Origin of the sequence: Microbacterium sp. H83 (genome assembly GCF_001650405.1) — a bacterium.
Taxonomy (GTDB): domain Bacteria; phylum Actinomycetota; class Actinomycetes; order Actinomycetales; family Microbacteriaceae; genus Microbacterium.
In genome coordinates this window covers 1-13,473 of record NZ_LWCU01000011.1, presented here as the reverse complement: position 1 = coordinate 13,473, position 13,473 = coordinate 1, and the positions used below count along the sequence as shown (strand labels likewise).

Sequence of the window (13,473 nt, the reverse complement as noted above, 5' to 3'; positions counted from 1 at the left end):
ACTGACCAACCAGACCAAGGAGACAGCCATGGCACGTCGAAGCCTCCGCGACCGCAACGCGGCCGCGCTCGCGCACGAATTCTATGAACCCGTCGACGCGCCCGCCGAGGAAGCGCCGGCAGAGCCGCCCGCAGAGCCGGTCAACGAGGTCACGCCGGCGCGAGCGACGCCCGAGCGTCGGCCGACAGCGGCGCCGAAGAAGCGACCGCAGGCGGCTCCCGGCGACACGGACCGCCTGGGCATCTACCTCACGCCCGACGAGTTCAATGGCGCTCGAGCGGCATATCTCGCCGACTGGACCAACGGGGGAGAGGCGGACACATTCGCCCGCTGGATCGCCGCAGCGCTCGACACACACGCGGCGCGGACTCCGAAGCAGCGTGCCACTCGGGGCGGCCTTCGAGGGCGCTCCGAGGAGCGCACCGGCTCCACCCGGTCCTTCAACATCCCCACCGTCACCATGAAGCGGATGCGCGCGGCTATCACTGCCGATCAACAGGCCGGCCGCTGGCCATCCGACAGCGCATGGGCCGCCGAAGCCATCGGCATCGCCGTCGACGCTGCCCGAGCGAGCAACGGAGGAACGCTGCCGACCCCGCCAGAGCGCCTGCCGAACCGGCTCGTTCGCTAACCGCACACGATAGACCAACCAGACACGGCAGACCACCGGGACTTACCACCCCACATCGACAAGGAGCACATCGTGACGGACGAGAACAACCCCGGCAATCGGCCGGTCGTCACGCGGCGCCCGCCACGGCGCACGCGTGCGTTGCTGATCACCACCGCTGGGCTCGCCGTGGCCCTCGTGTCGACGGCCGGTTGTACGCCGCAGGAACGCCCTGCAGAAACGCAGACAGTAGTGGCGGCCGCCGAGGCGGCCGAGGTTGTCGCCGTCGTCGACGGCGACACTATCGACGTCAAGACAAGCGCGGGGGAGTCGCGCGTCAGAATCATCGGCATCGATACGCCTGAGATCGGACGCGACGGCGCAGCGGGGGACTGCTACGCGATCGAGGCTCGCAACTTCCTAGACGAGCTGCTGTACGGCCGCAAGGTTGAGCTGCAGAGCGACAGCACGCAGGCCGACGTAGACGCGTACGGCCGGCTACTCCGCCACGTCGACGTCGACGGGCAGAGCGCCGCGGTGCTCGCGATCGCAGCTGGCACCGGCTACGAGTACACCTACGACAAGTCCTATGAGGGACAATCTGACCACCTGGCCGCGGAAGCGGCCGCCAGAGACGAACGCGTTGGGCTGTGGGGCGCCTGCCCCTCAGTGGACCGGTGAGGAAGGGAACGACCATGAACGCAGAGAACACGCCTGTGGATCCCCGCAACTTCACGACGGCGGCGACGCGCTTCGACGAGGCGTTGAGCGCATACCGGGCGGCGTCCGCCCGCGTCGACGACGCGCAGGCCGCGCTCGAAGCGCTCGAATGCCGAGCGCCGTTCGCCTACGCGGTCACTGGGCCCGATGGTGAAGAAGATGAGTACGTGATCGACGCGAAGTGCACGTACTCCCAGGGGCATGCGGGGGAGCACCGGGAGGACTTCGACGAGTCCGACGCAGCACCCGACAACTACGCGCAAGCCCTCGCCCGATTCCGCGATGAAGCAAACCGCGCAACTGACCTACGGGAGGACTGGGAGGACGCGGATGAAGCGCTCGACGAGCTGCGATGCAATCACGGCGGCCGCGGTGAGTGGCCATGCGTCCTCCGTCGAGGCCACGACGTCGCGCACGTGCACCCGAGTGAGATGCAGCTGATTCTCTGAGCAAGTGTCCACACGAATGGACACTCTGCGATCGACTGTCCACATGAGTGGACAGTCGAAGCGAAAGTTCCTTGATTCGTTGACGCCGGCGCCGCGTCCCACTTGGCACGGCGAGCCTGTTTCCACGGAGGATGCGGCCGCTGCGCTAGAGCGTGCCGTGGAGTTCAAGTGGGACGCGTATCGCGCACACCACGTTGTACGAGCGCAAGCGATCGCTGTGTTGACTGAGCAGGGGATGAGCGTTCGAGAGGTCGCACGGATGCTCAAGATCTCGAAATCGCTGGTCGCCAAGCAGCTGAAAGAGCCCTACTTCGAGCCGCCGCCCGAGCTTCGCGGATCGGACGACGATCGCGCCTCCCGCACTCGGGAGCTGGTGACCAGGGCATGGAACGGTCTGTGGCGAGCAGATCGAGACCCGGACTTCGGAACCGCCCGTCGCGATCAGTCGCTATAGCCGCTTCTATGATCCTCCTATAGACTGGGCTATAGGAGGTGGTGATCATGACTGTCATGGAGATCCCTGCTGAGGCGCGGGCTGCTGTTCGGGCTCGGCTGAGGAAGGAAATTGACGACCTGGACTATCGGCGTTCGTTGCGGATTCTGGGGGAGCGTGGGTACACGCAGGTGCGGATCGCGGGGTGGCTGGGGATTGCGCAGCCGTCGGTGACGAATGCGTTGAAGACGGCGACGAAGACGGCGCTGCCGCGAGAGGGTTTCTCGGGTGCATCGCCGTATGAGATCTGTCAGCGATATGCGGCCGGCTTCCTCGAGCGGGATCACCTGGTTGACGAGCTCACGCGGTGGCCGTATGCCCCGAGAGGGAAGACGAATCCCGAGCTCGAGCTTGACGATGTGATTGTTCACCCTGAGGGGTCGTGGGCTGAGGTCGAGCAGGCGAGCTATGCCGGACTGATCGATGACGAGATCTACGAAGAGGTCTTCGAGCGTCGTCACCCGCGAGCGGCGGCCGAGTGAGTCCGGCGGAAGCTGAGCGTCATATCGATCTGATTCGGCAGCTCTCCCGTCCGGGTGGGCCTGTGTCGAAGGATGCGCCGACGGCGACGATCAACAACCCCACATGGTGGGTCGACGGTGAGTTGACACCGCAGCGTGGGCGACTGTTTGGGCAGCTGCTCGCAGACGCAGCGGCGCGCTATCCGGACGCGCGGGGCGAGAGCAAGGCTCTGGTGCTCGCGGGGCCGCCCGGTGCCGGCAAGGGGAGCGTTGCGGATCGGGTGCTCGGAGCGTCGAAGTCGTCGTACGTGAACATCGATGCCGACGACTTCAAGGCCGCGCTGCTGCGCCAGTCGATCGCGGATGGATCGTACGAGTCATGGATCAAGCCGGCGGCCGTCCGCGACCTGGAGGTGGCGGGGGAGCGGCTCTACCCGATGGAGTTGGCGGCGCTCGTTCACGAAGAGTCGTCGGAGCTTGCGTCCGCGCAGCGGGCGCGGATGATGACCCGAGGGACGAATATCATCGTCGACACCGTGTTGGGCAGTGAGGCGTCCGCGGTCGAACTCGGCACACAGCTGGAGCGTGCCGGCTACAGCGTCCATGTTGTCGACGTGGAGGTGCCGTTCGAGGTCTCGGAGGAGCGCATCGTGCAGCGGTGGTCTGAGGCCATCACCGCGGCCGAGGCGGGGCAGGATCCACTCGGTGGCCGTTGGGTGCCGAGCGCGTATGCGCGTCCTCTCTTCGACACGGCGCACGGTCGTGCCCGCTCGCAGGATGCTGCAGCTCTGCTCGCGGAGAATCCGGCGGTTCAGCGATTCGAGCGTCATTTCACATCGATGGACGAGCACCGTTCTGCAATCGCGGAAGGGCGTCGGGCGCAGCCAGCGCGAGAGTTGAATCTGGCGCGCCTGCACCCGGGCGGGCCGATGGTCGATGCCGCGTACATGAAGCGTGCGCCGACGGCGGCCGTTCGGAAACCCGGATCGCAGAAAGACCTAGGGCGCGGGGGACCGGAGCTGTCCTAAGCGCTCTTCTCCCTTACCCGATATCAAGCCGCCATACAGCAGAAAGGACCCTGTCAAGGGGGAGGCCGTGCCTCATCGCGTAGCGACGCGAAGCGCCCTTGACAGGGTCCTTTCTGCTGCGATGATCCGGCATCGGGTGAGGGGGAATGCGGATCGTGAGCCAGGCTGATTAGCCGTTCTGCTCGCTGTCTGAGGACGCGGCTGCGCTGCGACGTCGTGACGTCTTCGGCCCGGTCTCCGTGATCCCGAGCTTCTTCAACTCGGCCTCCGACCAGCCGTCACTGAGCGCGGCACGGTACAGGCGAGCGCTCTCCCTTTCGGACTCGGCAAGCTGTTCTCGCAGCGCCGCGGTGTCGTGCTGCGCACGGACGACGGCACGCACCGATTCGATGCGCTGATCCAGAAGCTCGCGCGCTTTGCGCTCGGCGGATTCAATCACGTGTTCGGCTGTCATAGCACAACTCTAGCAGGTATGATGAACGCATGGAACGGGAGCAAGCTAGAGACTTAGGTACCCTAAGTCTCTTGCCGGCATTGTGCCGGGCTGTTCCCAACGGGGTTGGGTCGTTGCACTGGGCAGGGGAGGAGAGTCATGGCTGACGCTCCTGTTCCGTCGCGTGTTCGCGGGCGGCGGCGGCGTGAGAACGCGCCGGGAGGCCGCCAGCACGTCCACAAGGTGGGCGTGACCGCGGAGGAGGAGGCGCTGCTGTTGCAGCGTGCGTTGGAGGCGGATGTCACCATTCCGCGCCTCATGGTTGAGGCTGCTCTTGCGGAGCATGGCGAGACGTCGACGGATCGTCGTCGGCTTGCGGCCGAGTTCTTCCATGCCCGTCGTCTTCTCGCGTCGTTGGCGAACAATGTGAACCAGATCGCGCGTGCGACGAACGCGGGGGAGCGGCCGGGGGATGAGCTGCATCATGCGTTGAGCGCGGTGCGTGAGGTGTCGGCGAAGATCGACGAGTTGCTGCCGCAGTTGGTGAGTTCGCGATGATGCCGAACATCACCCGGGGCGGGAGCATGCCGGGTTTGATCATGTACCTCCGTGGTCCGGGTCGGGCGAACGAGCACACGGCGCCGCACGTCGTCGCGGGGCACGATGTGATCATGGAGTTGGCCGGTCAGGGCGAGCTTTCGGCGGACGCGGGCTTGGACGTCGCGAACGCGCTCGACTTGCCGTCGAAGCTGTTCGGCACCGAGGTCACTGTGCCGGTGTGCGACGTCGACGAGGAGACCGGTGAGCGTTTCGCGACGGGGGAGCGGCGCGACGCTCACGTGTGGCACTGCTCGCTCAGCGTGAAGGCCGAAGAGGGCGAGCTGAGTGACGATCAGTGGTCCGCGATCGCGACCGATTTTGTCCGCGAGATGGGTTTTGTGGACGAGGAGGGCGAGCGGTCTTGCCGCTGGGTTGCAATCCGTCATGGCCTGTCCACAGCGGGTAACGACCACGTGCACATTGCGGTCAACTTGGTCCGCGAGGACGGCACCAAGGCGGACACGCATCGCGACTACGTGCGCGCACAGAAGATCGCCGGTGAGCTTGAAGTCAAGTACGGACTCGACGTCCTGGAGAGCCGACAGCAGAACGCCCGAACCCTCAGCGCGAACAAGCCGGCAGAGACCGCACGAGCCGCGCGCGAAGGCGAGGCGTACACGCAGCGCGACGAGCTGCGCCGACGCCTGCGCACGGTCGCAGCGAACTCGGACTCCGAGAAAGAATTCATCGCCGCCGCACGCAATGCCCGCGTGATCGTGCGCCCTCGATACGAGAAGGGCGGCACGGATCGCGTCGTCGGATACACCGCGGCGATGATCCCCACGAAGGCCGACGAGAAGCCCGTCTGGTACGCACCGTCCAAGCTGGATCGTTCGCTCGGTCTGCCCCAGCTGCGCTCCGGGTGGGAGCACACGAACGCGAGCGAGCTTGCCGCGGTGGATGCCTGGAAGGGTGCGGGCCGCGCCGCCCGGGTGCGCGGTTTTGACGCCCCCGAGAAGGTGAAGGCTGCGCCCGTCTCGGAGATCGCCCTGGCGCGTGTGGCAGGTCACGACACCGAGGCAGTGCGGCCGGGGGAGAGTGCCCCGGTGTTCAGCGCTGAGGCGGCGGCCGCGGATCTATCGGGCGTCTACGCGCACGCGTCTATGGCGCTCGAGCGTGGCACGCCGGGACCGCTCGCGGCCGCCTCTGACGAGTTCGCCCGCGTCGCTCAGGGGCAGCGCGGATCTGCCGTGCCGATGCGTCGTGCGCTCGATGCCGGCTACCAGATGCGGTTGATGGCGCGCGGCGCCGGCACCGACAGTAAGGCGGGGTGGATCGCTGTCATGCGACAGATGAATCGCGTTGCGAAGCGCATCGCAACTGTGCAGCACGAGCGCGGCGCGGCAGACAACGCAGCGGCCCTCCGCTCGAGCGCGGAGGCCGCGTTGAAGGCCGTACAGGAACGCATGCAGCGGACGACCGGACAGAGCGTTACGGGGGTGCCTGGATCTACGATCGGAGCACGACCCACGACGCAACAACGACCAATGAACCCAGGTCGCACCAGCGGCCCGGATCTCGGTAGATAGAGGGGGACACCATGAACGAACAGGAAGAGATTTTCCAGGCCGGCGACCAAGCCATTCGTGCCGGTCTCATGTCGCTCGGCCAGGTAGGCGAGCGCATCGCAGCGAAGAGCGCCGAGAAGGCGCGCCAGTCCCGCGAGCTCGACGAAGGCGCTGCACGTCTCGCAGAGCGCGCCCGTGTCGAGGCAGAACGAGCGGAACGCGACCAGGCCCGTCACCTCGAGCGGGCGCAGGCCGCGGGGGACCGTCAGGTCGATGTGGCGATCACCGTTGCACGCGACCAGGTGCGCCGCGACGGATGGTGGGCAGGAGCGGACGGAAACCGTGTGGCGACGCAGTTCTCCCTCCTCCAGCAGCTCGACGGAGACCCACGCGCGGCCGACGCCCGCGACATCATGCGCGAGCGGATCCGCGACCTCTACGGCGTCCACACGGACGAGATCGTGGCCAAGCACCCCACGAGCCCACTCGACCAGCACAACGCGCTCACGAACGCGATCGATGACTGGCGTGCAGCGCACCGTGAAGACGCCCTCGCGGAGGAAGAGCGCACGAAGGCTACCGAGGAAGAGATCTCCACCGGCGCCTCCGCTGAGGAGACTCAAGAGCACCTGGACGCGGCCGAGGAGCACGAAGAGCGCGCCGACACTCTCCGCGCTGATGGAGCCCAGGAGGAGCGTCAGGCCGACCTGTTCGAGGCCGAACAGCACCAGGACTTCACCGCCGACGTCGCCGCGGTGAAGGAGGCGAAGACGCAGGCAGGCAAGGCCCGGGCTGAGTCGGCCAGCGGTTACCCGCGCTCCGCGAACCAGGCTCTGAACGAGGGGCGGAAGAAGGGCGCGCCCAAGGCGCGCGTGAACCGCTCCCGCCAGGTGAAAGCCGGCACCGAACTCACTCGCTGACCGACGGTCGATGGAGGGCGTGATCACCATGGTGATCACGCCCTCCATTCTGTGCCGGGACGCTCGCCACCGCGCCATGAGTCGATCACAACGGGCTACGTCCAGGCCTCTGTCCGCTCGCTGATGCGCTGGCACGCCCCTTGCCAGATCCAGCACCGTAGAACCTCATCGTCGAGTGAGAGTTCGACCCCGACGGCATCCGCCGTCCATCGCCGCACCAGGACGGTGCACTGCACGTCCGTGTCCCCGAAGCGCAGCCAGGCGAGTCCCCAGAGCTTCTCCCGCTCCGGGACGATGGTCACGGGACTTCGGTCGAGCCGCAGTTGTTCATGCGTCAGGGAGTGCAGCGGACCGCGCTTGCGCGCCGCGCGCAGCTGGCTCTCTTCGAGCCGTTGCATTGACATGTGCGGGTAGCGCTTGTTCGTGCCCATCGGCGCACGATCACCTCCCACAGCGGTCCACGGAGTACCTTGCTATGGTAGTTCGTATGTTCTAATCTCGACGCTCGGGAAATAGCCGATAATCGCAATTATGTCAGTTCGGGTGGCCGGACTTCTCTCACAAGTGATCTACTGCGAACCGGCGGTCGGGAGTGATCCGTGATGCTTCGCGTCGAAGCCCTGCGATTGCCACGCTCGAATGATCGAGCTAGTCAGAATTGACCCCAGGTCTGGACAGTGCGTGACGCTCGCTACGTCAGGCCCACCAGCATTCATAAGAGGCGATGAACGTGCTCACCGCGCTAGATTGATCTGGTGGACTGGCCCTGGCGAAGAACGGCTCCCGCATCAAGTCCGTTTGTCTCGCAGATCAGCCAGCTCCTTCCAAGCCAGTTAGACCTCCTCGAAGCCCAGCTCGAGCGACAGGAGAGCGCGATGAGCACGCGCGTGTCGAACTCGAACACTCGCGCTGCAATACTCATCGGAGCGAGTGGAGTCCTTGGAGGGACAGAACTCGTCACAGCTTCTGGCGACCCGTGGATCAGCGGAGGAAATCTGATCCTGTACTTGCTTTCGGCCCTCTGCGGACTGAGGAGCATGCGTTCGCGTTTCGGGGAGCAGCCTGATCTGCCTGGCGCGATTGTCGAGTATGCGACCTTGAAGACGATCTGGCTGCGGCGCTCCCTGCTTGCAAGCCGAATATCAGCTCATGAGCTGTCCCGCAAGCAACTGAACCAAAGACACATCTGGCTGACGTCTGGCTTCGCTCTTCTTGTCCTAGCGTGGACAACGTCCGGCATCGGGACTATATATGGGGTAACTCATCCGGCACCCGCGGATACCGCAGTTTTCCAAGTTGATGGAGTCAAGAATGGCACAGAGCACCCCTAGCGACGACGATGGACGCAGCGACGGCGAAGTGAAGGTGATCACTCAGCAGGTGATCGAGCACTCGAAGCCCGCAGAGCCGCACATCGAGGGCTGATCCAATCAGACCACCTCATCCCGGGCCCGAAAGTTTTGCTCGAGATGAGCTTGACTGTCGCGCCCGGCGCTGGGGCGGGTCAAAGAGATTGATTACGATGGCGTCGATCCTCGAGGGCTCCCGACCGCACCGCAAGCGGACGAGCTGTCCGCTGCTGTGAGTCCACGTAGACTGCCGCCACTATGGAGCTATTGGACACGCTTGTCGGTGCGATTGTCGGTGCGCTCTTCGCGGTGGGAACCACAGCATGGTTTTTCCGTGCGGAGGGCCGACGAAACTACAACGGACGTCTCGACGATGCCCTGGTGGCGATCATGCGTGCAATCCCGGCGCGCGTCGAAGCCCTCGATTCGCACCAACGAGTTCTCGACGAGTACGAGAGGCGAGGAGGGGGCTCTCCCCCGCTCGCGCCGGGACCATATGAGATCGGCGTGCTACTTGAGGCTGCTCGCCTAGTTGCTCGTGATCCGGACACGAAGACGTTGGCCTCCGTGGCGGATGCTTTCTACTCCTTGACTGACCTGCAGCCACTAGCGCAGCGCGCTCGGCTGTCGCAGCTGTCCGAGCGCATTCGTCACTGGCGTCAGGGAGAACTCGGACCCACACCATGGAGCACCTTCTCCAAGATGGCTTTCGACATCGACGGGCGCACGGGCAAGACACCTCCACCCCCGTGGGACCTCAGCAATCGAATCGTGACCAACGCGGGATCAAGCTACGCAGCCAAGGTAGAGGGGCAATCACGCCGGCGCTGGCGTCGCCTGTTCCGCAAGACTCCGCCGTCAGACGCACGCTGACCTTTTTGGCGAGACCCGGTCGGCGTGATGCGACGCATGCCGCCCTGACTGACGGGCGTCTCACAAGACGATCCCCAGCGGAGCCCCGCTCAAGAAGCACATCGACCGTGACGCCTTCTCTGTGAAACCTAGGAGAAAACCTTGACGCGACTTGACGCGACGTTGCGAATAGCGCATCCTGTAAAGGAGTCACCAAGAGAGCGGCTCCGAGAGAGAGCACTGAAATGTCTGCTGTCATCAATCGCCCAGAAACCAACGCGCTCGTTGATCACTTCGTCGATGCTCTGAGAGAGAATCTTGAGAACGGCGAACTGACACTCCCCACGAACGATGAGGAGTTGCGTGCCGCCGCGGTCGCCTCTGTTGCCACCATCGTGCAGAGCCAGCGCCCCCCAATCAGCGACCGGTTTGGCCGTTTCTTCACGAGCGAGACCGCTCGTCAAGCACTGAAGGGGATCTCCCGGCAGGCCCTCAAGAGCCGGACCGACAACAACCGCCTTCTGCGCGTCGAGACTGCGGATGGGAAGAAGATCTACCCAGAGCTGCAGTTCGATGGTGCCGGGTCGATAGTGCCGGGACTACCGAAGATTCTCCAGGTACTGCTCCCCGCCGCTGCGGATGAGTGGACGGTCCTGTATTGGCTCACGGCTCCGCTCGACGCCTTCGACGGCCGCACTGCGATTGACGTCCTCCGCGGTGCCGACACGCGCGACGCAAAGGCCATTCTGAGAATGGCGAAGGATGACGCGGCTGTTTGGCATGATGTCTCACATGGGGACGGATAGGTCGAAAAGCACTGTAGGAGCGCCTGGCCCTTCTTCCGAGTACGTGGGTTTCCCCGTGCTGAAACGGAAGAAGGGCCTGCGCGTTCATCGGGTACATGGGAGCGACCGAAAGTCCGGGGCGCCTCACAGCCCGTGGTTCTTCTCAAGCGGTCCGGGCCGTTTCAACCTGAAAGCGCCCCGCGGCACGCTCAACTGCGCTGAGAAAGCCGAGTGCGCGGTCCGGGAAGCGCTCGGCAAGACCCTCATGGGCGCGGCCGGAACCCTCGACCTGCCACGCTCGGCGGTAGCTGGCTGGCACTTGTCAGAGATGGAAGCGCCGGAACTCAAACTCGCCAACTTTACCGACCCGAAGGCCGGCATCTTTGGAGTCGTTCCCGGGGACATGGCGGCACCCAAAAAGAACTATAAGAAGACCCGCGCGTGGGCAGAAACGATCGCCGACGCCGGCCACGACGGCATCATCAACGTCAGTCGCTTCGCCGGCCCGAGCAAGTGCATCTTCATGTTTGGAGAAGCTGGTCAGCAGACACGCGGAAGCGTGCTGAACACGACCAATCTCGAGGATTACATCAGGTCTCAGATGCGGTGGGTGGTCCTCCATGACACTCCCCACTCGTCATCGCTCACCATCGTCTGACGGCGTGCCGGTCAGGGTCCAGGTCAACACATGTCGGCGGGGACGATTCGGACAATGCCTCTGGACGTCGACGACATGCTGCCGTTGACTTGCAGGTAGCTTGCCAGCGGCAAGGGCTGGTCACACCTGTCCAGGCACATGAGTGACAGTAAGAGGTAGGGCGCTGAGGCTTGAAACCATCCAGAATGCGAGCAGCTACGATCAGCGACATGGAGATCGCTGGGTTCGTCGTCGCTCTGGTCGCTGCCCTTGGGGCGGCCGTCGCCGCTTTGTACGCAGGCGGAGCAAACCGTCGCGCTGACGAAGCAAACAGGACTGCCGAGAAGGCGCTTGATCTTCAAGCGCGGATCGACGCTCGCGAACGTGAGTTCCGTGAGGTCATGTGGGAGTGCGATTACGCGCTCGACGACGCGGACAACATCGTGTTCCGCGTCCAGAACACTGGCTTCACTGACGCCCGCCAGGCGACCGCAGTGTTCTGGGCACCGAACGGCACACATGAGATCGTGCGCGCCGTCGGGGATGTAGCGGCTGGTGCATTTGCCGATGTCCGCGTCGAGACCGAGATGAGGGGCCAGTCCGCCGTCGAGGTGCTGCTATTAATGGATACGCCTTGGCGCATGCACTGGTCGAGTCCCCTTGGGCACGCTGAGACGTTCAAGTACTCCGGCCTTCAGCTCCACTGAGATGCTTGGCCTGCCGTAGGAGTCGAACGCTCACAGTTGCGACGTGTCAGCGGACCAGGGACGTGTCCGCAGCGGGGCGCTTAGCTCGTTCCACCACCGATCCGACGTCGATGGCCAGTGACAGTGGGATGCGCCGGAACTGTCATAACAGAGTGGAGCCGGTTCCTGAGGCAACATCGATCGAGGGTTGCCCGTAGCACGCGGACGAATGGGTACGCTCGATCGGGATGTGACGAGAGGGGAAGCGATGACCGCATTTCGCGGAGCCACACGACAGGCCTTGGCCAGGTTGTTAGACGAGCACGCAACGCATTCGATTATTGACGGCCTCTACACAAGGTACGAGGTCGCCCCGCTTTCCCCGAGCACGAACCCGAATAAGCTTCGCAAGACCAATCATCTGGTCCAGAAGCTCGCAGATCGTGGAGCAGGCGATGACTTCGCTGCACTCGTTGCGTACGTGTCCACGAGCGCTTCCGGCATGTCATCCGCGTTTCGTCGCGGCAGCGCGGAATCCCTCGACTTCTACGAGAACTTCGATCGAGACGCGCAGCAGAAAACTCACACCCCCACGGCCGCGACGCCGCGCCCTGAACGGACCTTCGCTCGACCGGGCAGCTCGGCGCCGCCACCTCAACCCCCGAAGGCCTCCAAGCGATACGTTTTCGTTGTCCGCGGGCGCGACGCTGAGGCTTACCGAGCTCTCAGCAGCCTCCTAACCGCTCTCGACCTTCGCGTCATTTCATGGGACGACGCCACCACGCGAGCAGGCGGAGGAACCCCGCACACGCTCGAGATTGTGCGTGCAGGCATCGATCTTGCTGATGCCGTGATCGTCCTGATGACGCCGGACGACCTCGCGTATGTGAAGGCCGACTTCTACGATCCCGTGCGAGATGATCCTCGTGAGGCGAGAGAGACCGGGCAGGCCCGCCAGAACGTGATATTCGAGGCCGGCTGGGCGATGGCCCTTGGCCAAGAGAAGGTCATCCTGGTGCGAGTAGGCGACGTCAGGCCACTGAGCGACATTGATGGACTCAACTACGTCTGGCTCACCAATGACGTCGATAGCCGACGACAACTGATCACCCGGCTTCGCAACTGCGACGTTGAGGTGCACGACAACCACGATCGTTGGCGCGAGGCAGGCATCTTTCCGACGCGCTGACCGGCGGTTCACGCACCGAGATCAATGAAGGGTCAGCGCGTGTCTTTCCGAGGCGACTCGTTCTTGCTCCCTGAGTCGGAGTCGCGGAACTTGCCGTCCCGGCCCTGAATACGGATATCTCCGCGCCCGCCACCCGTATTGTCGACGATCTGCCGCGCGCGATCGATCGCTTCCTTCTGGGTTTCAAAATGACCAGACGAACGCTCCGCGTTCTCCTTCTTCACGTCCCAACCACCGCGATCTTTATTCTGGACGACGTACCGGTCCTCGTTATTGTTGGCCATCTCAGTCCTCCCGTTCAGATGAGGCTCACGGTACATCTCACGTCGACACTGCACTAGAGGCGTCAGGAAACTCTCGCTCTCGTATCGGAGTCGGGCGCTGCGCCAAGGACCGTCGTTTGGTGATCGCATGTCCGCGATGTCACACATAACGGGCGGCGGCCAACGGCCCCCGCCGGCCGCGTCCGTTTGAGTGGTGGTCTTTCGCTTCGTTGCGATGATCAGCTGTCGTTAGTTTAGGCGGCGGTGATCTCGGGGAGTATCACCGCCTCGTCGATGGTGGGGGTGGTCGCGGTGAGCTCGGTCATGGAGGCTTCGGAGAAGTAGCGGCGGTCGGCGGCTTCCCATTCGTCGTGTTGCTCGACGAGGACGGAGCCGGCCAGGCGGAGCAGGGCGGCGTTGTTCGGGAACACGCCAACGACGTCGGTGCGGCGCTTGATCTCCCGATTGAGGCGTTCCAGCGGGTTCGTGG

18 protein-coding genes are annotated in these 13,473 nt (G+C 64.3%); 14 read left to right on the top strand and 4 right to left on the bottom strand.

All coding sequences use genetic code 11. From position 1 onward, the window contains the following. The first annotated feature begins 28 nt into the window (after nucleotides 1-28). The 6 genes from A4X16_RS05630 to A4X16_RS05605 all read left to right on the top strand — a co-directional run bounded on the left by A4X16_RS05630 (nucleotide 29) and on the right by A4X16_RS05605 (nucleotide 3,761). On the top strand, nucleotides 29-631 hold the full coding sequence (locus tag A4X16_RS05630; RefSeq protein ID WP_067117699.1) for a hypothetical protein: 603 nt from the start codon (nucleotides 29-31) through the stop codon (nucleotides 629-631). A 72-nt stretch (nucleotides 632-703) separates the two neighbouring features. Beyond that, nucleotides 704-1,291, top strand: coding sequence for a thermonuclease family protein (locus tag A4X16_RS05625; RefSeq protein ID WP_197491781.1), 588 nt, complete (start codon nucleotides 704-706; stop codon nucleotides 1,289-1,291). A gap of 14 nt (nucleotides 1,292-1,305) precedes the next feature. Next, nucleotides 1,306-1,779, top strand: coding sequence for a hypothetical protein (locus A4X16_RS05620; RefSeq protein WP_067117693.1), 474 nt, complete (start codon nucleotides 1,306-1,308; stop codon nucleotides 1,777-1,779). Nucleotides 1,780-1,822: 43 nt separating this feature from the next. Next, entirely contained in the window at nucleotides 1,823-2,233 is a 411-nt protein-coding gene (locus A4X16_RS17735; protein ID WP_157559995.1) for a helix-turn-helix domain-containing protein, read from the top strand. A 47-nt stretch (nucleotides 2,234-2,280) separates the two neighbouring features. Continuing rightward, nucleotides 2,281-2,754, top strand: a complete 474-nt coding sequence (locus tag A4X16_RS05610) for a hypothetical protein (RefSeq protein ID WP_067117869.1) — start codon at nucleotides 2,281-2,283, stop codon at nucleotides 2,752-2,754. 62 nt (nucleotides 2,755-2,816) lie between these two features. Next, entirely contained in the window at nucleotides 2,817-3,761 is a 945-nt protein-coding gene (locus A4X16_RS05605) for a zeta toxin family protein (protein WP_067117686.1), read from the top strand. Between the two features lie 169 nt (nucleotides 3,762-3,930). Here A4X16_RS05605 and A4X16_RS05600 read toward each other — a convergent pair whose 3' ends face one another. Further along, on the bottom strand, nucleotides 3,931-4,215 hold the full coding sequence (locus A4X16_RS05600) for a hypothetical protein (protein ID WP_067117683.1): 285 nt from the start codon (nucleotides 4,213-4,215) through the stop codon (nucleotides 3,931-3,933). Nucleotides 4,216-4,353: 138 nt separating this feature from the next. Between A4X16_RS05600 and A4X16_RS05595 the strand changes: the two genes are divergently transcribed. Genes A4X16_RS05595 through A4X16_RS05585 form a run of 3 tightly spaced genes read left to right on the top strand, consistent with a single transcriptional unit; the run spans nucleotide 4,354 to nucleotide 7,222 of the window. Then, nucleotides 4,354-4,752, top strand: coding sequence for a MobC family plasmid mobilization relaxosome protein (locus A4X16_RS05595; RefSeq protein ID WP_082914299.1), 399 nt, complete (start codon nucleotides 4,354-4,356; stop codon nucleotides 4,750-4,752). Further along, the gene (locus A4X16_RS05590; protein ID WP_067117678.1) at nucleotides 4,749-6,323 is read left to right on the top strand and encodes a relaxase/mobilization nuclease domain-containing protein; all 1,575 of its coding nucleotides are present in this window, start codon (nucleotides 4,749-4,751) and stop codon (nucleotides 6,321-6,323) included. The genes A4X16_RS05595 and A4X16_RS05590 overlap by 4 nt, the downstream gene beginning before the upstream one ends. Nucleotides 6,324-6,334: 11 nt before the next feature. Next, entirely contained in the window at nucleotides 6,335-7,222 is an 888-nt protein-coding gene (locus tag A4X16_RS05585; protein WP_067117675.1) for a hypothetical protein, read from the top strand. Nucleotides 7,223-7,317: 95 nt separating this feature from the next. Here A4X16_RS05585 and A4X16_RS05580 read toward each other — a convergent pair whose 3' ends face one another. Next, nucleotides 7,318-7,653 (bottom strand): hypothetical protein, encoded by a 336-nt coding sequence (locus A4X16_RS05580; RefSeq protein ID WP_067117672.1) that lies wholly within the window; start codon nucleotides 7,651-7,653, stop codon nucleotides 7,318-7,320. A 1,176-nt stretch (nucleotides 7,654-8,829) separates the two neighbouring features. Here A4X16_RS05580 and A4X16_RS17730 point away from each other — a divergent pair. The 5 genes from A4X16_RS17730 (at nucleotide 8,830) to A4X16_RS17385 (ending at nucleotide 12,720) form a co-directional block, all read left to right on the top strand. Beyond that, nucleotides 8,830-9,444, top strand: coding sequence for a hypothetical protein (locus A4X16_RS17730; protein WP_157559993.1), 615 nt, complete (start codon nucleotides 8,830-8,832; stop codon nucleotides 9,442-9,444). A 224-nt stretch (nucleotides 9,445-9,668) separates the two neighbouring features. Further along, nucleotides 9,669-10,229 carry an antitoxin Xre/MbcA/ParS toxin-binding domain-containing protein gene (locus A4X16_RS05575; protein ID WP_067117669.1) on the top strand — a complete coding sequence of 187 codons (561 nt, stop codon included), beginning with the start codon at nucleotides 9,669-9,671 and terminating at the stop codon, nucleotides 10,227-10,229. Between the two features lie 55 nt (nucleotides 10,230-10,284). Next, on the top strand, nucleotides 10,285-10,866 hold the full coding sequence (locus A4X16_RS17390; RefSeq protein ID WP_181800789.1) for an RES family NAD+ phosphorylase: 582 nt from the start codon (nucleotides 10,285-10,287) through the stop codon (nucleotides 10,864-10,866). 209 nt (nucleotides 10,867-11,075) lie between these two features. Further along, nucleotides 11,076-11,552, top strand: a complete 477-nt coding sequence (locus A4X16_RS05565) for a hypothetical protein (RefSeq protein ID WP_067117662.1) — start codon at nucleotides 11,076-11,078, stop codon at nucleotides 11,550-11,552. 247 nt (nucleotides 11,553-11,799) lie between these two features. Continuing rightward, nucleotides 11,800-12,720, top strand: coding sequence for a TIR domain-containing protein (locus A4X16_RS17385; RefSeq protein WP_181800790.1), 921 nt, complete (start codon nucleotides 11,800-11,802; stop codon nucleotides 12,718-12,720). 32 nt (nucleotides 12,721-12,752) lie between these two features. Here A4X16_RS17385 and A4X16_RS17380 read toward each other — a convergent pair whose 3' ends face one another. Then, nucleotides 12,753-13,004: a DUF2188 domain-containing protein gene (locus tag A4X16_RS17380; protein WP_082914296.1), complete on the bottom strand. Its 252-nt coding sequence runs from the start codon at nucleotides 13,002-13,004 to the stop codon at nucleotides 12,753-12,755. A gap of 233 nt (nucleotides 13,005-13,237) precedes the next feature. Next, a partial coding sequence (locus A4X16_RS05555; protein ID WP_197491780.1) for a transposase occupies nucleotides 13,238-13,473 on the bottom strand: 236 nt, incomplete at its 5' end.